General features: G+C 72.3%; 18 protein-coding genes. 9 read left to right on the plus strand and 9 right to left on the minus strand.

The window, feature by feature from the left end; all coding sequences use genetic code 11:
- Positions 1 to 4: 4 nt before the first annotated feature.
- The 3 genes from WMF36_RS14965 (at position 5) to WMF36_RS14975 (ending at position 1,642) form a co-directional block, all read left to right on the plus strand.
- Positions 5 to 283, plus strand: a complete 279-nt coding sequence (locus tag WMF36_RS14965; protein WP_437580284.1) for a CcmD family protein — start codon at positions 5 to 7, stop codon at positions 281 to 283.
- On the plus strand, positions 283 to 426 hold the full coding sequence (locus tag WMF36_RS14970) for a hypothetical protein (protein ID WP_165373172.1): 144 nt from the start codon (positions 283 to 285) through the stop codon (positions 424 to 426). The genes WMF36_RS14965 and WMF36_RS14970 overlap by 1 nt, the downstream gene beginning before the upstream one ends.
- 76 nt (positions 427 to 502) lie before the next feature.
- On the plus strand, positions 503 to 1,642 hold the full coding sequence (locus WMF36_RS14975; protein WP_437580285.1) for an acyl-CoA dehydrogenase family protein: 1,140 nt from the start codon (positions 503 to 505) through the stop codon (positions 1,640 to 1,642).
- 84 nt (positions 1,643 to 1,726) lie between these two features.
- Here the strand turns inward: WMF36_RS14975 and WMF36_RS14980 are convergent, their stop codons facing one another.
- On the minus strand, positions 1,727 to 2,689 hold the full coding sequence (locus WMF36_RS14980) for an FHA domain-containing protein (protein ID WP_437580286.1): 963 nt from the start codon (positions 2,687 to 2,689) through the stop codon (positions 1,727 to 1,729).
- A gap of 261 nt (positions 2,690 to 2,950) precedes the next feature.
- Positions 2,951 to 3,100, minus strand: coding sequence for a hypothetical protein (locus WMF36_RS14985; protein ID WP_020735437.1), 150 nt, complete (start codon positions 3,098 to 3,100; stop codon positions 2,951 to 2,953).
- Between the two features lie 243 nt (positions 3,101 to 3,343).
- Between WMF36_RS14985 and WMF36_RS14990 the strand changes: the two genes are divergently transcribed.
- Together WMF36_RS14990 and WMF36_RS14995 are read left to right on the plus strand one after the other, a co-directional pair.
- A complete protein-coding gene (locus WMF36_RS14990; protein ID WP_437580287.1) occupies positions 3,344 to 4,552 on the plus strand; it encodes a protein phosphatase 2C domain-containing protein in 1,209 nt (402 codons plus the stop codon).
- A 14-nt stretch (positions 4,553 to 4,566) separates the two neighbouring features.
- Positions 4,567 to 5,241 carry a pseudouridine synthase gene (locus WMF36_RS14995; protein WP_437580288.1) on the plus strand — a complete coding sequence of 225 codons (675 nt, stop codon included), beginning with the start codon at positions 4,567 to 4,569 and terminating at the stop codon, positions 5,239 to 5,241.
- Positions 5,242 to 5,299: 58 nt separating this feature from the next.
- Here the strand turns inward: WMF36_RS14995 and WMF36_RS15000 are convergent, their stop codons facing one another.
- From WMF36_RS15000 to argJ, 6 genes are all read right to left on the minus strand, one after another.
- Positions 5,300 to 6,400, minus strand: a complete 1,101-nt coding sequence (locus WMF36_RS15000) for a dipeptide epimerase (RefSeq protein ID WP_437580289.1) — start codon at positions 6,398 to 6,400, stop codon at positions 5,300 to 5,302.
- A gap of 28 nt (positions 6,401 to 6,428) precedes the next feature.
- Positions 6,429 to 7,103, minus strand: a complete 675-nt coding sequence (locus WMF36_RS15005) for a TlpA family protein disulfide reductase (protein ID WP_437580290.1) — start codon at positions 7,101 to 7,103, stop codon at positions 6,429 to 6,431.
- A 20-nt stretch (positions 7,104 to 7,123) separates the two neighbouring features.
- Positions 7,124 to 7,591: a 3-hydroxyacyl-ACP dehydratase FabZ gene (fabZ, locus tag WMF36_RS15010; protein WP_437490959.1), complete on the minus strand. Its 468-nt coding sequence runs from the start codon at positions 7,589 to 7,591 to the stop codon at positions 7,124 to 7,126.
- A 41-nt stretch (positions 7,592 to 7,632) separates the two neighbouring features.
- Positions 7,633 to 8,229 (minus strand): OmpH family outer membrane protein, encoded by a 597-nt coding sequence (locus tag WMF36_RS15015; protein ID WP_437580291.1) that lies wholly within the window; start codon positions 8,227 to 8,229, stop codon positions 7,633 to 7,635.
- A 139-nt stretch (positions 8,230 to 8,368) separates the two neighbouring features.
- Positions 8,369 to 9,226 (minus strand): hypothetical protein, encoded by an 858-nt coding sequence (locus WMF36_RS15020; protein WP_437580292.1) that lies wholly within the window; start codon positions 9,224 to 9,226, stop codon positions 8,369 to 8,371.
- A 349-nt stretch (positions 9,227 to 9,575) separates the two neighbouring features.
- Entirely contained in the window at positions 9,576 to 10,751 is a 1,176-nt protein-coding gene (argJ, locus tag WMF36_RS15025; RefSeq protein ID WP_437580293.1) for a bifunctional glutamate N-acetyltransferase/amino-acid acetyltransferase ArgJ, read from the minus strand.
- A 277-nt stretch (positions 10,752 to 11,028) separates the two neighbouring features.
- Here argJ and WMF36_RS15030 point away from each other — a divergent pair, with 277 nt between their 5' ends.
- The 4 genes from WMF36_RS15030 (at position 11,029) to WMF36_RS15045 (ending at position 17,422) form a co-directional block, all read left to right on the plus strand.
- Positions 11,029 to 12,645: a hypothetical protein gene (locus WMF36_RS15030; RefSeq protein WP_437580294.1), complete on the plus strand. Its 1,617-nt coding sequence runs from the start codon at positions 11,029 to 11,031 to the stop codon at positions 12,643 to 12,645.
- A 9-nt stretch (positions 12,646 to 12,654) separates the two neighbouring features.
- The gene (locus WMF36_RS15035; RefSeq protein ID WP_437580295.1) at positions 12,655 to 13,515 is read left to right on the plus strand and encodes a hypothetical protein; all 861 of its coding nucleotides are present in this window, start codon (positions 12,655 to 12,657) and stop codon (positions 13,513 to 13,515) included.
- Between the two features lie 132 nt (positions 13,516 to 13,647).
- On the plus strand, positions 13,648 to 15,810 hold the full coding sequence (locus WMF36_RS15040; RefSeq protein WP_437580296.1) for a DUF2169 family type VI secretion system accessory protein: 2,163 nt from the start codon (positions 13,648 to 13,650) through the stop codon (positions 15,808 to 15,810).
- 151 nt (positions 15,811 to 15,961) lie between these two features.
- Complete coding sequence (locus tag WMF36_RS15045; protein ID WP_437580297.1) at positions 15,962 to 17,422, plus strand: serine/threonine-protein kinase; 1,461 nt, start codon at positions 15,962 to 15,964, stop codon at positions 17,420 to 17,422.
- A gap of 615 nt (positions 17,423 to 18,037) precedes the next feature.
- Here WMF36_RS15045 and WMF36_RS15050 read toward each other — a convergent pair.
- Positions 18,038 to 18,847 (minus strand): fumarylacetoacetate hydrolase family protein, encoded by an 810-nt coding sequence (locus WMF36_RS15050; RefSeq protein ID WP_437580298.1) that lies wholly within the window; start codon positions 18,845 to 18,847, stop codon positions 18,038 to 18,040.
- Positions 18,848 to 18,923 lie beyond the last annotated feature (76 nt).

Below are 18,923 nucleotides of genomic sequence, written 5' to 3' on the forward strand. Positions count from 1 at the left end.
TAACGTGAAATCCCTTCATTCCTTGTTCTCCCACGCGGCCCTGCAGCAACCGACGGGCACGGCCTCGGACGATCGATCGCAGGCGTTCCGCCCCGTGGAGGGCGGCAACGAGATGCAGAGCGGAGAGAAGCTGCTCGTCGAGGCCTACGCCGCGATCTGGCTCATCATCTTCGCGATGGTCTTCCTCTCCTGGCGCCGGCAGAAGCAGATCGACCGGCGGATCGACGCGCTCGAGGCCGCCGTGCAGAAGGCGCGGGCCGGCGCGGGCCAGGGGACGAGCTGATGCCGAACCTCGGGGAGATGACCCCGCAGCACGCGCTCTACATCCCCGTGGTGCTGATGCTGGGGCTGATCGTCGGCTACATCCTGGGCAGCCGCGCCGTGCGCGCCGAGCTCGAGCGACGTAAGCGCAGAATGAAGGAGTGACGGGGGCGCGAGCCCTCGTCCCGCGTTGCCGGCGGGCTCGGTGAGCGCCGTCCCCGCCGCACTAGCCGGAGGTCACGTGGTCGATTTCTCTGTGAGCGAAGAGCACAAGGCTCTCATCGATACGGCGCGGCGCTTCACGAAGGAGCGCGTCACCCCGATCGCGGCCGAGTGCGATCAGAAGTCGTACTTCCCGATGGACGTCTTCGTGGAGGGCTGGAACCTCGGCCTCGTCAACCCGACCTGTCCGGCCGAGTACGGCGGCCCGGGGATGGGCGAGCTCGAGAACGCCCTCCTCGCCGAGGAGCTCTCGTACGGGTGCACCGGGATCCAGACGAGCTTCCTCGCGAACGGCCTCGCGCTCACGCCCATCAAGCTCGCGGGCAGCGAGGAGCAGAAGAAGAAGTACCTCGGCATGCTCACCGCCGAGCCGATCATGGCGAGCTACTGCACGAGCGAGCCGGACGCGGGCAGCGACGTCGCGGGGCTCAAGACCCGCTTCGTGAAGCACGGGGACGACTACGTGCTGAACGGGCAGAAGTGCTGGATCACGAACGCGAGCTACGCGCGCTACTACGTCATCTTCGCGACCTCGAACCCGGAGCTCCGGCACAAGGGGATCGCGGCGTTCATCGTCGATCGCGACTCGCCCGGCCTCCGCGTCGGCAAGAAGGAGGACAAGCTCGGCCAGCGGGCGAGCGACACCGCGCAGGTGTTCCTCGATGACGTGAAGGTGCCGAAGGAGAACCTCCTCGCGCCGGAGGGCCACGGCTTCAAGCTCGCGATGGAGACGTTCAACCAGACCCGCCCCGACATCGGCGCGGCCGCGACGGGCCTGATGCGGCGCTGCCTCGAGGAGTGCGTGGCCTACGCCAAGGAGCGCAAGACGTTCGGCCAGCCGATCGGCAACCACCAGCTCATCCAGTGGATGCTCGCGGAGATGGCGATCCGCGTCGAGGGGACGCGCCTGCTCTACCAGAAGGCCGCGTGGAACCTCGATCACGGGGTGCGCGACCCGATCGTCTCGAGCTTCGCGAAGGCCTACGGCGCCGACAGCGCCATGCAGACCGCCGTGGACGCCGTCCAGGTGTTCGGCGGCAACGGCTACGTGAAGGAGTACCCCGTCGAGAAGATGATGCGCGACGCGAAGGTCCTCCAGATCTACGAAGGCACGAGCCAGATCCAGCGCATCGTCATCGCGCGCCAGCTCCTGTCGTAGCGAACGCCGCGCGGCGGCGAGGGGCGAGCGTCGAGGCCGGAAGGACGCCGGCCTCGGCCCTCGTCGCCGCGAGGGCGACCGGCTTCACGTCTGCGGGTGCCAGATCAGCGTCAGCTCCGGGCCGAGGGTGAGGGCCAGACCCTCGGTGGGGATCATCACGCGGCGGACCTTCTGGCCCGCGTACCTCGTCCCGTTCGTCGAGCAGAGATCGAGGGCCATGACTTCGGTGCCGTCGCGCAGGAGCAGCAGGTGGGTCCGCGAGATGTGGGTGCTCAGGACGGCGCGCAGCCCGCGGTCCAGGCAGTTGTCGGCGCGCCCGAGCAGCACGCCGTCGTCGAGCGCCTGCTCGGGCAGCTCGACCGCGGCGCTGCGCTCGCTCGACTGCAGCGTGAGCCGCACGTACCCGGTCTTCGCGCGCGGCGCGACCATCTCCTCGATGTGCGAGACGGGTCGGACCGACGTGATGTGCGAGATTTCCCCGCGAGCGAACCGATGGCTCGTCGTGATGCCCTCGGTCGGCGCCTGGGGCGCGGCGCTGTCGGCGGGCTTCTCCGCGATGCTCTCGATCCCGCGCGGCGGCTCGCTCATCCCGCACGAGCTCACCTGCATCACGCGCGACGAGGCGCGCGGCCCGACCGGGAGCCCGCCGACCACATGCTTGCCGATGCGCACGAGCAGCGGGCCGCTGACGACGATCGACCGCCGCGGCACGTCGTCGTCGACGAAGAACGGGATCGAGGTCTGCAGATCCATGAGCCGCAGGCCGAAGGCGCCGTCGGGGAGGTTGCAGCAGGTGGCGACCAGGTGGCGCACGCACACGTCGTCGCCCGACGCGAATTTCACGTCACAGCGCGGGTGCGAGCCGAAGACGGCGTACGCCCCGGCGTTCGCGGGCATGTCCAGCCACGCGACGTCGCCGCCCGACACCCGGAACAGCCGGTACCCATCGATCATCGGCGATTCGGGCGGGTTCAGCGCCATCACCGCCTCGGCGGTGGACAGGGCGCGCCGCATGGCGGCGACGTCGATCCGCGGTTGCACGGTCATCGCGCGCTCCAGGTGATGCGCCAAGCCGCGCGCGCGATCGTTCGCCGCGCCGGCCCGCCGGGCTCGAGCGTGAACGGCGGAATCGCTGTGCGAGCCTGCGGCGGCGCCGCGGCAGGAGCGAGCGTGGTGGATGGCAGACAGCAGCAAGGCCTCATGCGGTCGAGCCGAATCCTACCGGAATTTTTCGTCTGGGGCTCTTTCGCTGCGCGCCCCGAATCTGCTCCGGCCGGTGGGCGCGGGCCGAGACGACGGCTGTCCGGCTCAGCTCACGCCGACGCTGACCTCCGCAACGAGCTCGCCACCCCAGCGCCAGAAGGCCACCGAGCGGCTGAACAGGAGGATGACCTCCAGCCCGAGCCCACCGCCGAATTCGAGCCGAAAGCGCCCGACGTCCACCTCGATGAGTTGCATGCCCCCGGGAGACGCGAGAGTCGGGCCAACCGTGGATCCGTGCGCGTTGCACGCTGGTGTGTCTGCCGGGGGCACGGCCTCGCCGCGGCCGGTGCGCACGGCGCGCCGGGCCGCCGGCGTGTCCCCGGCAACGATCGCGCGGCGCGGCGCAGGGACCGGGGGGCGAGCGCGGGCGAGCGGGCGCGCGGTCGTCAAGAGCCGCGCGATTTTGACGCCGCCCGCACGGTGTCTATCCTGGTCGCGGTGTCCCAGATCCTCCCGCGCTTCGACTATCGTATCGAGTTCGCCGCATCGACCGATGTCGGCCTCGTCCGCCCGAGCAACGAGGACCGGATCCTCTGTTGCCCCGAGCTCGCTCTCTTCGGCATCGCCGACGGGATGGGCGGCCACGCCGCCGGGGAGGTCGCCGCCCAGATCGCGATCGACACGTTGCGCGACGAGGTGCTCCGCCCGCCCGCGGCCGCCATCCTCGACGCGTACGTGGCCGACCCGAACATCGAGGCGCGCCGCGAGGTGTTCGCGCTGCTCCGCCGCGTGGGCGAGGCGGCGCACGCGGCCATCCTGGAGGCGCGCCGCACCGAGCCGAGCTACCAGGGGATGGGCACGACGCTCGACTTCGTGGTGCTCGCGCACAGCCGGGCCTTCTTCGCCCACGCGGGCGACAGCCGCGCGTACCTCGTTCGCCCGACCACCACCGTCCAGCTCACGCAGGACCACGCCCTCTACGACACGCTCCGCGCGGCCGGCAACCCGACGCCGGCCAGGAAGCCGCAGCGGAACCCGCTCGTGAACGCGATCGGGCTCGCGGGCACCGTCTCGGTCGACACCCTGTTCGTCGATCTCTCGCGCGGCGATCGCATCCTCCTCTGCACCGACGGGGTGCACAACGCGATCGAAAGCGAGGCGTCGCTCTCCCGCTTCTGCGCGAAGGGCGGCCCCGAGGACGTCGCCGCGGGCCTCCTCAAGCACGCGCGCGACCGGGGCGGGCTCGACAACGCGAGCGTGATCGTCATCGACATCAAGGAGCGCTTCGTGAAGCGCGCGGACGACGCCGGTCCGTCCTCGCGTGACCTCTCGGTGATCTCCGCCTGCCCGCTCCTCGCCGGCATGAGCCCGGCCGCCGTGCTCGGGGCGCTCGCGGCGGGCGTGGAGGTGGAGCTCGGCGCGGGCGATCGCATCCCGCGCGACGTCGCGAGCGATCTTGTCGCCTACCTGGTGCTCGACGGGGCCGTGGACCTGCCCGACGGGCGGCGGATCGTCTCCTCAGGCCTGCTCTTCCCCGAGTCGCTCGTGGGCGCGCGTCGCAAGGGCGATCTGCCCGTGGCCGCGGCGCGGACGCGGCTCATCCGGATCCGCAAGGACGACTTCGCCGAGGTGTGCGACCACGACGCCGAGCTCGCGGCCGCCCTGTACCAGCGGCTCGCGCGGTACCTCGCCCTGGGGACCGGCTGAGCGCCGCCTCCGCGATGCAGCTCTCCCTGCTCCACCTGGACGACCGCGTCGCCGCCTTCGCGAAGCCGTCCGGGCTGCTCGTGCACCGCGGCTGGGGCACCGCGCCGGTCGTGTTCGTCGATCTCGCCGAGCGGGCGCTGGGCCGGAAGGTCTTTCCGGTCCACCGCCTCGACCGCGCGACGAGCGGCGTGCTGCTCGTCGCGCTCGACGCGGCCGCGGCGGCGCTGCTCTGCGCGCAGTTCGAGCAGGGCCTCGTGCGGAAGCGGTACCTGGCGCTCGTCCGCGGCGTGCCCCCCGAGCGCGGGTGCATCGATCACCCGATCCCGCGGCGCGAGGGGGGCCCGCGCGTCCCGGCCGTCACCGACTTCGAGCGCCTCCACGCGCTCGAGCGCTACGCCGTGGTCGAGGCGCGCCCGCGCACGGGGCGCCTGCATCAGGTGCGGAGGCACCTCAAGCACATCAGCCACCCGATCATCGGCGACGTGAACTACGGCAAGGGCGAGCACAACCGCCTCTTCCGCGAGCGCTACGCGCTGCACCGCCTCGCGCTGCACGCGGCCGAGCTCGCCGTCGCCCACCCCGAGACGGGCGCCCCCCTGTGCCTCGCCGCGCCGCTGCCCGACGACCTTCGAGGGCCGTTCGACCAGCTGGGCGTGCCGGCGTCGATCGGCGCGGCGCCGGCGGCGTGAGCGCGCCGGCGCCTGCGTCTCTGCGCGCTAGCTCCGCCTGCCAAACTGAAGCACGGAGCTAGCCGGCTTCCGGATCGCGGTGCTTCGGGGTGACGCCGTGCCCGGCCCGGATCCCCTCGAGCGAGAGCGCCGGGCCTCGCTGGACGAAGCCGCCGTCGAAGGGGTTCTCGGCGAGGAACATCGGCGTGTCGAGATCGACGAACGAGAACCCGCCGAGGCCGGCGGCGAAGCAGGCCGACGCGGTCATCGCGAGCATCGACTCGACCATCCCGCCGATCATCAGCCCGAGCCCCGCCGCGCGGGCGACCGCCGCGATGTCGAGCGCCTCGGCGATGCCGCCCTTCATCAGCTTGATGTTGACCACGGTCGCCGCGCGCTCCGACGCGACGCGGAGGACGTCCGCCGCGCAGGCGACGCTCTCGTCGGCGGCCACGTCGACGCCGGCGCGGCGCGTGACCTCCTTCATGCCGTCCCAGTCGTCGCGCGGCACGGGCTGCTCCAGGAGCGCGACGCGCGCGCCGAGCCGGCGCGCGTGCGCGACGAGCGCGAGCGCCTCGCCCGCCGTGAGCCCGCCGTTGCCGTCGAGGATCAGCGACGCCTCCGGCGCCGCCGCGTAGATCGCCTCGATGCGCGCGGGGTCCGACGCGGCGAGGCGGCCGCCGACCTTCACCTTGAGCGCGCGGAAGCCCATGGCCGAGGCGCGCCGCGCGGCCTCCTCCGCGCGCTCCGGCGAGCCCGTGGTGATGGTGATGTCGGTCGTGAGCGCCGTCCCCGAGCCGCCGAAGAAGGCCCAGAGCGGCATGTCCGCGCGCCTCGCGAGCGCGTCGAGGATCGCCGTCTCGATCGCGCAGCGCGCCGCGCCGGCGCCGCCGCCCGCCGCGGCGCGGAGCGCGACAGCGATGGCGCGCCACGCGCGCGCGTCCGCGCCCACCACGGCCGCGCGCAGCGAGAGGGCGGCGGCGCGCGAGGCCTCCTGCGTCTCTCCGTTGAAGGCCGGCAGCGGCGCGGCCTCGCCGAAGCCGAGCGTCCCGTCGGCCAGCTCCACGGTGACGAGGAGGTTCGCCGCGCGCTCCTGCGCGCCGCCAGCGATGCCGAACGGCTCGTGCAGCGGGATGTCGAGCGTCTCGATCGAGACGCGCCGGATCAGGGTAGGGGACATGAGGGCAATCGCCGCCTTCGCACGAGGCTCACGGAGAGGAGCGGCCGCCGCCGCTCGGCGCGGGCGTCTCGGCCGGGGGAGGTGCCGCCGGCGGAGCAGCTGCGGGGGGAGGTGCCGCCGGCGGAGCGGCCGCTTCGCCGAGCAGCGCCTCGATCTCCCGGGAGATCTTCTCCTCTTCGCCGTCCTCGTAGCCCGCGTGGACGTGGCGCACGACGCCGCTCCGGTCGACGATGAAGGCGGTCGGCATTCTCCGTGGGTTGTAATTTTTTACCGCGCTCTGGTCCTTGTCCCAGAGGATCTTGAACTTGACGCCCGCCTCGTCCGCGAACTCCACGAGCTGCTCTTTCGAGACGTCCTCGGGGGCGTCGAGGGCGACGGCGAGCACCGCGAGATCGCCGCCGAAGCGATCGACGAGCTCCTGGTACTTGGGGAACGACTTCCTGCAGGGGTGGCAATACGTCGCCCAGAAATCGACGATCACCACCTTGCCGCTCGCGTCCTTCAGGGTGGACGGCCCTTCGCCGCTCACGACCTCGGCCGCGAGCTCGGGCGCCGCCGAGCCGATCAGGCCGCCGCCCGCCTGAGGCGCCGTTGGGGCGGCGGGCGCGGCGCCGCCGCAGCCGGCCGGGAGCGATAAGGCGATGGAGGCGCTGAGGACGACAGCGGCGATGCGGGCGAACGACGGCGACGGGCTCCGGCTCATGGTGAGATCTTCCTCTCGGATCAGGGCTCGCGATCGACGACGGAGGCGAGCATCTCCCCCTCGGCGCAGAGCGTGCCGTCGACGCTCGCCTCGCCGCGCAGCTTCCAGACGTTCGAGCGGTGGTGCAGCACCTCGACGTAGAGATCGAGCCGGTCGCCGGGCGTCACGGTGTGGCGGAACTTCGCCTTGTCGATGCCGAGGAAGAACATGAGGTTCGACGTCGCGTCGAACGGGTCCGATGCGTAGGCGAGGATGCCGCCGAGCTGCGTGAGCGACTCCAGGATCAGCACCCCGGGCATGATCGGCCGCTGGGGGAAGTGCCCCTGGAACCAGGGCTCGTTGTACGCGACGCACTTGTAGCCGCGGATGCTCTTGTTGGCGGTGACCTCCGTCACGCGGTCGACCATCACGAGCGGGTAGCGGTGCGGCAGGATCGACAGGATCTGATGGATCTCGAGCGTGACGGGCTCTTGGGTTCGTTCGGGCAAGTCCGGCTCCTTTCCGCGGCGTGGAGCGCGCGGACAGCGCGCTACTTGGCGGTGTCCTTCTTCTCCGCCGGGTCGCCGCCCGCGTCGTCCTCGCCGCCGCCGGTGTTGTAGAGCTGGATGATCTGCTCCGTCAGATCGAGGTCGGCGCGCACATAGGGGGCCGCCTGCTTGTCCAGGATGATCTCGTAACCCGACTTCTTCGCGATCCGGGCGACGATGATCATCATCTTCTTGACGATGGGCCCGGTCAGCTCTCCCTGCTTCTTCTGCAGCTCCTTGTTGTAGTCGACGAACACGGTCTGGAGCTCGACCATCTGGCGCTGCCAGTCCTCCATCCGCTTCTGCATCGACTCGCGCGAGAGCACGCGCGACTGCTTCTCGATGTCCTCGCGCGCCCGCTGGAGCTCGGTCTGCTTCGCGTCGAGCTCCTGCTGCCGCCGGTCGAAGAGCTTCTTCAGGGTGGCCTGCGCTCGGATGCCGTCCTCGGTCTGCATCACGGCGTGCTGCACGTCGACCACGGCGATCCGGGTCTCGGCGGCGGCGACGCTCGGCGCGGCGAGGGCGAGCGAGACGACGGCGGCGCGGGCGAGCCGGACGAGGAGCGGCGCGGGCCGATGCACGGGGGAGCGGGCGACCATCCGAGGCGATTACCCGCCGCATGACGGACGGTCAAGGTGTGCGGGGGCAGGACCGGGGAAGGTGAGGGGGCGTCGATGGAGGCCCTTCGTCCGCCGCGGCGGAACGGCGGCGCGAGGGGCCTCGGTCAGCGGCGGCGGATCAGAGGCACTCGCCGGAGATGCAGCTCTCGCCGTCAGGGCAGGGCTCGTCGAGCGTGCACTCGGGCGCGACCTCCTCCCGTGTCTTGCAGAAGCCGTCCGCGCAGCCGACGAAGCGGCTGTCGATGAGCCGGCAGGCTCGCTCGCTGTCGCACGGGTAGTGGCAGTAGCCGTCGTCCATGCACTCCTGGCCCTGGGCCGCGCAGGCCGTTGTGGCGCATCCGGGCTGCGGCGAAGGGTCGGCCATGCACGCGCCGGTCACCGCATTGCACACCTCGCCGGCGGCGCAGTCGTCGTGCGTCGTGCACCCGGCGGTGCAGGCGCCGTCGACGCAGAGCGCGCCGCCCTCGCACGGCGCCGCGTCGCTGCACTCGGGGTTCGCGGGGTCGGGGACGCAGACACCGCGGTCGCAGCGCGTGCCGGCCGCCGCGCAGGGGGCGCTGTCGGAGCAGCCGTCGGCGCACTCGCCGTTCACGCACACCCGGTCCGCGCCGCACTCGTAGCTGAACTCGCACGCCGCGATGCAGAGCCCTTCGACGCACCGCGTGCCGTCCTCGCACGCGTCGTCGCCGTCGCAGGGACACGTGGTGAGCTCCGCGTCACAGGCGACCTCCTCGCCGCCTGCGCCGCCCTGGCCGGCGCCGCCCTGGCCAGCGCCGCCCTGGCCGGCGCCGCCAGCGCCTACGTCGGACTCCGCCGGGCGACACCCGTAGCCGTCGCAGAGGAAACAGTTCTCGCCGTCGCGGTCGCACTGGAGCGTGGCGTCACCACAGCCGCCACAGCCCGCCGCGGTCGCGGCGATCATCAGGAACAGCGCGCCTTGACCCAGGATCTTCGCAAGGGGGGAATAAAGAAGCATCGAAGTCCTCCAGCGGCGGCCGGCACCGGCGCGGCCCTCCCGCACGACTACCATGCCGCGCGCTAACACGCAGCGTGCCAGGGGGCCGCGGGAGAGGATCGCGGGGAAGCCCGACCGGCTTCGCGCATTGTGAACCTGCGTTCACCAGCTCTCGTCGCGCGAGGTTCACTGGCCTCGCTCGCGTCTCGTCGCGCGACGTTCGCTGGACCGAGGGGCGCACAACGTGAGGCGGCGGGTGGTCGTCGCTCCGGGGCCGGCATGGATCCGCCGGACGCAGCAGGCGCTTCCGGTCAGGGCGAAGACGTGGGCACGCTCTCCGCGAGCCGCCCGGCCGGTCGCCCTGCGCGGCTCACGAGCGGTAGCCGGCGTTCACGTCGACGTAGCCGTGTCCGAGGTCGCTCGTCAGGTAGGAGAAGTCGCCGGGGCCGCTGCCGAGCACGAGCTCGATGACGTAGGTGTCGCGCGCGAGCACCTCGTTCGCCTTGAGCTCGGCTTCCGCCCCGACGGGCGCGCCGTTCTGCACGATCGGGATCCCGCCGACGAGGATCTGGACCTCGCGCGGATCGAACGGGACGCCGGCGCGCCCCGCGGCGGCGAGCAGCCGCCCCCAGTTCGCGTCCTTGCCGAACAGCGCGGTCTTCACGAGCATCGACGTGGCCACCGTGCGCGCCACGGTGCGCGCCCCGTCGCGCGTCGAGAGCCCGCGGACGCGGATCTCGGCGACGTGCGTGCTGCCCTCGCCGTCGGCCACCATCGAGCGCGCCAGCTCGCCGCAGACCTCGGTGAGGCCCGCCGTGAGCTCGTCGCGCGACGCGCGGCGCTGGGACGCGCCGGAGGACAGGAGGAGCACCGTGTCGTTGGTGCTGGTGTCCCCGTCGACGGTGCACGCGTTGAACGTCACGTCGCACGAGGCCGAAAGCGCCGCGTTCGCCTCGCCCGGGTCGAGCACGGCGTCGGTGAACAGGAAGACGAGCATCGTCGCGTGAGGCGGCCCGACGTCGGGGTGGATCATCCCGGCGCCCTTGCCGATGCCGAGCAGCGTGGCGCCCCCGCCCAGCTTGCGCTGAGACAGCTTCGGCCAGCGGTCGGTCGTGCAGATCGCCTGGGCGAAGTCGAGGTAGCCCCTCGGCGACAGGCGCGCCGACAGCTCGGGGACTCGCTCGACGATCCGGTGCGCCGGCAAGACGGCGCCGATGACGCCGGTCGAGGCGGGCAGGACCTCGTCCTCCTGGGCGCCGATGGCCTCGGCGACGGCGCGCGTCGTATCGAGAGCGGCCTTCCAGCCGGCCTCGCCCGTACAGGCGTTGGCACATCCGCTGTTGGCGACGACGGCGCGGGCGCGCCCCGACAGGACGCGCTGCATGGCGATGTCCACGGGCGCGGCGCGCACGAGATTCCGGGTGAACATGCCGGCGACCACCGCCGGCTGATCCGCCACCGCGAGCGCGACGTCGATACGCCCGTCTTTTCGGATCCCCGCGCTGATGGCGCCGAAGCGAAACCCTGCAACTGGCTCGAAGCTCATGAGGGCGCGGAGTCTACGCACGAACGCGCGCCGGGAGAAAGCGGCAATGGGGCCTCCAGGCCACGTTGAAGGCTGCCGGGTGGATCGCCGCGGAGCGCCGCGCTGTCCTCCGTTGTCGCCGCGGCGGCGCTCCTCCTCGGGCGGGGCTCGCCGCCGAGGGGCTCGACTTCGGCGCGCTTCCCAGGACCGCTCCGCTCTTCCACCCCGTTCGCGTTGCCGCGAATGAGACGTCCGGAGGCGGCCGGGCTGAGCGCGACATTTGCAATGCTTCATACCGATGGTCACCGTCCGGATCGTCGATATCAAAGGTCTCTATCTCCCGGGCTTTCCGGACAGCTCGGCGCCGCCGGGGACGACCCGAGCGGCTGGAGTCAGGCCCGGCTACACGAGCCTGGATAACCAGGGACGCGTCTACATCAATCGCGATCTCGACGGGCGCTGGGCAAGGAATACGCAGCTCATCGAGATCACCGCCGAGGTGACGAGCCCCGACGGCGAGCTCCCGGAAGGAGCGCGGATCCGCTGGAGCGCGCGCGATCCGGACGACCCGTCCAACGAGCGGCCGGAGGTGCACCCGGACTGGGGCCCCACCCTCGACGAGAACGATTACGACGCCGCGGGCGGGTACGCGGGGCCGGTCGAAGGGGACAACGAGGGGACGCCGGACAGGAGCGTGAGCTGGGAAGAGGTGGAGGGCTACCCGCTGTCCGACGCCGCGGAGACCAGCGCGAGCACGGCAATCGTGGGGGGGCGGAGCACGATCCGGCGGCACATGACCGATATCGCCGGAGACAACCTGATCGTCCGCGCCGAGATCGAGGCCGAGGGCCTCGCGGAAGCCGCCGCCGACGAGACCGGGATCATGACGCTCTGGCGCCGGATCGACGTCGAGTACATAAGGATGGAGAGCGCGCCTGCGCTGCCGCTTGCGCAGGTGCCGAAGCACTTCGAGCCGGTCTTCACCCAGCTCGACTTCTCCGAAGAGCGGGTGATCCAGGACCTGCAGCACCTCTCGCTCGACGCGAGCACGCTCGGCGAGCAGGCGTCCCGCTTCGTGAGCGAGATCTTCTCCCACGCCGGGGAGCCGGGCTGGTTCTGCCTGATCGCCGCGCTGGAGCCGCACCCTCTACCCGAGGTCCAGGGCGCGCTGCTGTTCACCGGGGCTGTGACGATCCTGGACGGCGGGCAGGGAGAGAGGCGCAGAGAGTACGTGGAGATCCCGGGCGACCACCCGGACGCGAGCCACGTCACGTTCCGCTGGAATGGCCAGCAGATCGGATTTTCGGTCGCGATCGCGTCCGTCCTGTCCGACCCGCCGCGAACCCAGCTCTGGCTCGATCCACACGACATCCAGGGCCGGTTCACCGCGGGCGACGGGTCCGTGGCGCATGCGTACAGGGACCGCCTCTTCTTCTTCCCTCGCGCCCGCCGCAGGGGCGCGGCGTGGGAGCCCCCGGGCTATGGCATCCCCGCGCGCGTCGAGGCCGTCGTGCGGGGGCCGGGCGCCGCCTACACCGCCGGCATGAGCCCCACGATCGACGTCGGTGTCGCGAGATACTTCGCCGGCAGGACGATCCTCTTCACCCATCACAGGGCGTGGTGGGACCCCGAGCGCGGGCAGCCCCGGCGCGGATACGCGCAAGGCACGCTCCACACCATCGTTCACGAGCTCACGCACGCGTTCGGGATGCCGCACAAGTGCGGCTACTTCGATTACCTGACGCCGCGGCGGACCACGTGCTGCATGAACTACCGCTCCCACTGGATGATCGACGCCGACCAGCAGCTCATCCCGGGGACCGCCGGGCTGGTCGGCGATGACCTGTGCGGGCGCCACGTGAAGGAGACCCGGCGCGTGCGCCTCGAGGAGAACAGAGGACTGCGATGGAGATGAGGAGCCGTCATGTCGGATAATCCTGCGCGCAACGAGGGAGAGCCCGCCGGCCCGCCCGGTCTGGCGCTGCGCTCGATCGATCACGACCGCCGCTATGTGCTCGGCTTTCCCCTGCACGTGGCCATCACGGTGTGCGCCGATCGCCCCGGCACCTGCATCAGGCGGCTGCCGCGCGCGAGCTGGGCAGGCAACGCCGGGGCGATCGGCGTTCGCCTCACGAGGGCGGGCTCGGGCGAGGAGGTCGTGAGGACCGAGCCCTCGCCGGTCGTGATCCGCGAGCTCGGCACGCCGGTGTTCCTGCTCTCGCCGGGGGTGTGCCGGCGCATGCTCATCGACGTCTCCTCGCATCTGCCCTCGGGTCTCGAGCCAGGACATCACACGCTCGCGATCGTCTACGAGGGGCCGCCCGACCGCGTGGAGAGCCCGCCGGTGTCGATCGAGCTCGCGGCGCCGGATCTCGAGGAGCAGCGCGAGCTGCAGCGCCTCGCGCCCGAGCTCGCCCGCACAGGCTCCTGGGGCCGCTGGACGAGCCTGCCCCCGGACGGCGGCGCGCCGGTCGAGGCCCGCGTGGATCCGGGCGATCCGATCCGCTTCAACCGCGTCCTGCGCTACCTGATGTACGGGCCGGAGTCGCTCTGCGACGTGGACCCGGCCGTGCTCGACGTGCTCGACGGCGTCTACGCGCCGGAGGCCCACGCGCTCCGCGCCGAGCTCCACACCGCGCGGGGAGACGCGGCGCGCTTGGCGGAGCAGGCGGAGCTCATCCGGAGCACCTACCCGGGGCTCGCCTGGTGGATCGAGCGGATCGAGGCGGGGCAGAGCGAGATCGGCTTCGTCCGGGAATGTCGGGCGAGGACGCGCGGCGGGTGAGCGGCGGCGCGGCGCGCGCCGTCATCGCCGTGCTCCGCGCCGGGCGGGCCGCGAGGGCGCTGGCTCCACGAGCGGATCACGGGATTGCAACACGTCCGTCACCACCCGCGAGGTACTCCTTGTCGCGAAGCAATGCGTGACGACGAGGCGAGCCAAGGCCGGCAGCAGCTGCCGGAGCGCGCGAGCGTGAGCGCGCTCCCCCCCGACATCGTGACGGCGCTCCCCGGCGCCGAGGCCGCCGCCATCTCCTGGCGCACGCAGGGCCGGCGGTACATCACGATCCTCGTCAAGGCGAGCTTCGCGTTCACGCCCGGCGCGGCCATGTGGCGGACGGAGCCGCAGGAGATCCTCCGCGCCGAGGTCCATCACGGCAAGAACCCCGCGCGGAGCGTGCGGTTCACCGGCGACCTCGCGCCCTACCTGGGCCGCACCGACGTCCTCTTCACGGGCGACGCGCATGCTCCTGACGGCGCGCAGGTCCAGTCCTTGCCGGTGCGGGTCGCGGTCTTCGGCGCGAGCGGCTGCGCGCTCGACAAACGCCTCCTGGTCCGCGACGGTAAGCCGTTCCAGCGGATGCCGCTCGTCTACGAGAAGGCGGTCCGCGGCGCGAACGGGTGCGAGAACCCGTTCGGCATCGACCCGAACGGCGGCGAGGCCATCCTCGTCGATCCAGAGGACCCAGCGCGGCCCGCGGGGTTCGGCCCGATCGCGCGCGCCTGGCCCGCGCGCAAGCGGCTGCTCGGCAAGACCCGGCGCGAGACGCTCGAGGGCCCGAACGCGGAGATCCCCGCAGGCTTCGACTGGTCGTATTTCCAGGCGGCGCCCCCGGACCAGCGGATCGATTTCCTGCGCGGCGACGAGTGGATCGTGCTCGAGAACCTGCACCCGGCCGCTCCGCGGCTGGAGATGCGCCTGCCGAGGGCGCGCGGGGTCGCGCGGATCGAAGGGCTCGCCGCGTCCGCTGCGACAGGGGGCGAGACCCTCGCGCTGAGCGCCGACACGCTCCGCATCGACGGAGCCGAGCAGCGCTGCACGGTCGTTTGGCGTCAGATCATCCCCGTCCCCGGCGAGGGCGCCCTCGCGGCCGTGCGGATCGCCGCCGGCGTCGCGATCGACGGCGAGGAGGTCGCGTGGCCCGAGCTGCGCCTCGGGCGAGCCCGGCGCGTCGAGGCAGCGCAGCCGCCCGCTCCCCGGAACGGTCCGGAAGGGACCGTGCTGATGGAGGACGCGCCCGATGCCTGCGGCCCGGCGGGCCAGCGGGCGGGGGATCCGGGACGCACGATCCACCTCTCGGACGAGGACATCGAGCTCATCGACCTGCTGCAGGGCCCGTCGCCCCTGGAGACGCTCGCGCTCTCCGAGGAGCAGGGCGAGGCGGCGGTGCGCGCGCCGGCGCTGCCGTTCGCGTCCGCGCCGGGAGCGGCGCGGCAGAGCCGGCCGGGGCTCACGCCACAGCAGGGCGACGTCGCCGCCGCCGCGAGCCTGACGCTCGCCCTGTCGGACGCGGACGAGGCGCGCGCCGGCGAGCGGCCCGCGATCCCGTTCTTCATCCGCCCGATGCCGGCGCCCCGCCTCGCGCCCGAGGCGCCGATCCTCGGCGCCCCGTGGTCCGGCGAGCGCGCCTCGCCGGCGCCCGACCTGTCCGCGGGGCTCGCGACCCTCGCGCTGGACGAGGCCTCGCCTCCGCTCGTCGAGGTCGCTCTCCACGCCGCCTCGGCCCCGGGCGCCCTCTCGCGCGAACCCGAACCGCCGGCCGCCTCCCGCTTCTTTCATGTCCTCCGGGGCGACGGCGAGCCGCCCGCCGAGGGGATCGTGCCGCTCGGCGATGGCGACGAGGTGAGCCTCGAGCGGTGCGCTGCCGTCGCGGCGGAGCTCGAGGAGAGGCCGATCCCCCGCGCCGAGGTGCTCAGGGCGCACGGCCTCTCCGTGGCGCGCTGGGACGAGGCCGAGCGGCGATGGCGCGAGTCGATGGCGGAGGAGGCCAGGCGCCGCGAGCGAGCGCTCCGCGACCGGTTCGACAAGGCCTATGTTGCCGCGTGGGAGGCCGTCCGCGGCGCCCTGAGCGCGGCCGACTACGCCCGACTGCTCGTCGCGACCGAGCGCAACGGGGCCGCCGCCGCGCTCGATGAGCGCGCGATCCGGCGCACCGTGTGGGCGCGCATGAGGCGGCTCTGGGCCAGGCGGCTCGCCGACGATCCGCGCCTCCGATCCCGCGTCGAGGCCGAGCTCGCGAGGCTGCGCGAGGCGCCGCGGCAGCGCGCGCAGGGCGGCGCCCCGTCGGCCCACGCCGTCTGACGCACGCCGTCTTCACCACATCGTCCCGGCCCGACGGCGATCTCTTGCCGGACCGTCACGCCGCGCTCGGGAAATGCGCGTCGCGCCGTGCCCCTTGACCGCGGCGCGCGGGGTTCCGAACATCCTCGGTGGTGCAAGCGATGGTTCGGCCATGATCGACGCGTTGACGCTGGGTAAGGAGCTCGCGGGCCGGTACAGCGTGGAGGGGCTGCTCGGCGTGGGCTCGATGGGCGCCGTGTTCTGCGCGCGCCACCTCGCGCTCGCGCGGGTCGTGGCGATCAAGGTGCTCACGGGGCACGCGGACCCGAACGCAGGGGAGCGGATGCTGCGCGAGGCGCGCATCTCGGCGCTCATCAAGTCGCCGCACGTGGTGAGCTGTCACGACTTCGGCTTCCTCTCGAACCGCTCGCCGTTCATGGTGATGGAGTACGTGGGCGGCCCATCGCTGGCCGCGCGGCTCCAGAGCGGGCCGCTGCCGCTCGACGATCTGCGGCGCTACATGCTCCACGCGGCGCGGGGGATGGCCGCCGCGACGGAGCTCGGGGTGATGCACCGCGACCTGAAGCCGTCGAACATGCTGATCGCGCCGTCCGGAGAGCTGAAGGTCGCCGACTTCGGCCTCGCGCGCCTGACCGCCACGACGGGGCCCACGGCCCTGCGCGAGCAGCCCCTCACGGCGATGGGCACCGTGCTCGGGACGCCGTTCTACATGGCGCCCGAGCAGGCGTGGAGCCCGCAGGAGAGCGACACGCGGGCGGATATCTACAGCTACGGGGCGTCATTTTACCACGCGGCCACAGGGCAGCGGCCGTTCGAGGAGCAGGAGCTCTTGCCGCTGCTGCTCGCGCACCGGCAGGACATCCCGACCCGGCCGCGGGCGCTCCGGCCCGAGCTCGACGAGGACGTGCAGGCCGTCCTGGAGCGCTGCCTGGCCAAGGACCCGAAGGACCGCTTCCAGTCCTTCGAGGAGATCGAGGCGGCGCTCGTGGGCGCGCAGAGCACGCGCTGGGGCGACCCGCACGATCTGACGCTCCGCATGTACCTGGAGCAGTACCAGCGCGTCCGCTCCGTGCTTCTGGCGGGCGGCCCGGTCGGGCCGGTCACCGCGTTCCAGTTCCACGGGGACAGGACGCTGGCGATCGTGCGCGCGAACATCGCGGGCGTGTCGGCCGACGCGCTCGTGAGCGCGGACGACGGGCAGCTCACGATGTCCGCCGGCGTGGCGATGGCGCTGAACCACGCGAGCGGCGGCGTGTGCCACCTGGAGACGCGCAAGTATGTGCCCGTGCGTCACGGCGGGGTGGTCGTCAGCTCCGCCGGCAGGCTCAGCGCGCGGTTCGTCTTCCACGCGATCACGCTCGACTGGGATCACGTGGCGACCTACCGGCCGACCCGCGATCTCATCGTGCGGCTCCTCGAAGGGTGCTTCTACCACGCCAACACGATGAAGCTCCGGAGCATGGCGCTGCCCCTGCTCGGGGCCGGGCGGGCGGGCTTCTCACCCGCCGAGTGCCTGGACACGATGGTCGAGTTCCTCGTGAAGGCGATGCTCCTCGGCGGCACCGGGCTCTCGCACGTGACCATCGTGCTCCGGGACGGGCAACCGTTCTGAGGCCTCTTTCGGCGGGGCGGGGCCTCGGGCGGCCGCGCCCGGGGCCGCGCCGACGCCGAAGGCCAGGAGCGCGATGGGGTGCCATGGCCAGGAGTTCGCAGTCGCAGGGGATGTCATCGGTGACCTCGGAGATCTGCTGCGGCGCGCGCGGCCCCCTGGCAGGGGGGCGCTCCGGCGACCGCAACGACGGTGGGGAGGATGCGTTCGCCTGCGGGTCAGTGCACAGAGCCTGCCACGCCGGGCAGCGCGAGCGCTGGCCGGTCTGGCCGCCGATCACCGCCGTGAATGCGAGAAAGCGGGCGCTCGCTCGATGGCGGAACGCCGCAGGGTCGACGGGCGGCTGAGTCGATCAGGCATCACGCACCGTCACCGAGCTCCGGGCAGCGGACGGCCGGGCCTAGAGCACCAATCATGTTGAAACCGGGAGAAATTTCACAGGGAGGCGGGGAGGCGGGGAGGAAGAAAAAAAAGAATCTCTCCCTCGCCGTCTCTCCCTCCCCGCCTTCCCGCCTCCCTGTGAAATTTCTGCTTTTCCCGGGATTTCAACCCGTTTGTCGCTCTAGCTAGTAGGGCCTCGCGGGCTCGGAGAGCGATGCCGAGGGGCCGCTCGGTCCCTCAGCGGTCGCCGGCGCCGTTGCCCTGCGCCGCCACGGACACACGCAGCGCCCCGAGCCCGCGCGCCCCGGCCGTGGCGCCGACGATGTCGATGACGAGCTCGTCGCCGGACACGATCGGCCCCACGCCCTGGGGCGTCCCGGTCGCGATGACGTCGCCGGGCTCCAGCGTCATCACCTGGCTGATGTACGCGACCAGCGCGGGCACGCTCCAGAGCATCTGCGCCGTCATCCCGTCCTGCCGCACCTGGGTGTTCACGACGGCCCGCACGCGGAGCGCCGCCGGGTCGAGCTCTGTCTCGATCCACGGCCCGACCGGGCAGAACGTGTCGAACCCCTTGCCCCGCGTGAACTGCACGTCCTTCCTCTGCAGATCCCTCGCGGTGATGTCGCCCACGCAGGTGTAACCGAACACGTGATCCCCCGCCTGCTCCGGCCGCACCGCCTTGCAGCGGCGGCCGATGATCACGCCGAGCTCGGCCTCGTGCTCGACCCGCTGGCTCTCCGGCGGGAGCACGATGGACTGGCCCGGACCGATGAGCGCCGAGGGCGGCTTGAGGAAGAGGAGCGGCTCGACCGGGACGTCGTTGCCGAGCTCCTGCGCGTGCGCGGCGTAATTGCGCCCCACACCCACGATCTTCGTGGGGGCCACGGGGCAGACGAGGTCCACCTCGGTCCACGCCACGGCCTCGCCGGTGGCCTTGCCGCCGAGCCAGGGAGGTGCGTCGAGGACGAGCGCGGCTGCGCCCTCGAGGCGGGCGAAGAAGGCCGGGCGATCCTGATCCGGAGGCGCGAGTCGGGCGAAGCGCATGGCGAGAGCAAAGCGCGTTCATCGCGTCGCAGCAAGCCCGCGCGCCACGCCATCGCGCCCGCGCGCCGCGCCGTCA

The sequence above is a fragment of the Sorangium sp. So ce887 genome, from assembly GCF_051521455.1.
Lineage (GTDB): Bacteria > Myxococcota_A > Polyangia > Polyangiales > Polyangiaceae > Sorangium.

Excerpts from the sequence above, each read along its gene's own strand:
- WMF36_RS14985 (WP_020735437.1), bottom strand. The coding sequence starts at position 3,100 with ATGCAACTCATCGAGGTGGACGTCGGGCGCTTTCGGCTCGAATTCGGC.
- WMF36_RS14980 (WP_437580286.1), bottom strand. The coding sequence starts at position 2,689 with ATGACCGTGCAACCGCGGATCGACGTCGCCGCCATGCGGCGCGCCCTG.
- WMF36_RS15045 (WP_437580297.1), top strand. The coding sequence starts at position 15,962 with ATGATCGACGCGTTGACGCTGGGTAAGGAGCTCGCGGGCCGGTACAGC.
- WMF36_RS14970 (WP_165373172.1), top strand. The coding sequence starts at position 283 with ATGCCGAACCTCGGGGAGATGACCCCGCAGCACGCGCTCTACATCCCC.
- WMF36_RS15005 (WP_437580290.1), bottom strand. The coding sequence starts at position 7,103 with ATGAGCCGGAGCCCGTCGCCGTCGTTCGCCCGCATCGCCGCTGTCGTC.
- WMF36_RS14995 (WP_437580288.1), top strand. The coding sequence starts at position 4,567 with ATGCAGCTCTCCCTGCTCCACCTGGACGACCGCGTCGCCGCCTTCGCG.
- WMF36_RS15040 (WP_437580296.1), top strand. The coding sequence starts at position 13,648 with ATGCGTGACGACGAGGCGAGCCAAGGCCGGCAGCAGCTGCCGGAGCGC.
- WMF36_RS15035 (WP_437580295.1), top strand. The coding sequence starts at position 12,655 with ATGTCGGATAATCCTGCGCGCAACGAGGGAGAGCCCGCCGGCCCGCCC.
- argJ (WP_437580293.1), bottom strand. The coding sequence starts at position 10,751 with ATGAGCTTCGAGCCAGTTGCAGGGTTTCGCTTCGGCGCCATCAGCGCG.
- WMF36_RS15030 (WP_437580294.1), top strand. The coding sequence starts at position 11,029 with ATGGTCACCGTCCGGATCGTCGATATCAAAGGTCTCTATCTCCCGGGC.
- WMF36_RS15000 (WP_437580289.1), bottom strand. The coding sequence starts at position 6,400 with ATGTCCCCTACCCTGATCCGGCGCGTCTCGATCGAGACGCTCGACATC.
- WMF36_RS15020 (WP_437580292.1), bottom strand. The coding sequence starts at position 9,226 with ATGCTTCTTTATTCCCCCCTTGCGAAGATCCTGGGTCAAGGCGCGCTG.
- WMF36_RS15015 (WP_437580291.1), bottom strand. The coding sequence starts at position 8,229 with ATGGTCGCCCGCTCCCCCGTGCATCGGCCCGCGCCGCTCCTCGTCCGG.
- WMF36_RS15050 (WP_437580298.1), bottom strand. The coding sequence starts at position 18,847 with ATGCGCTTCGCCCGACTCGCGCCTCCGGATCAGGATCGCCCGGCCTTC.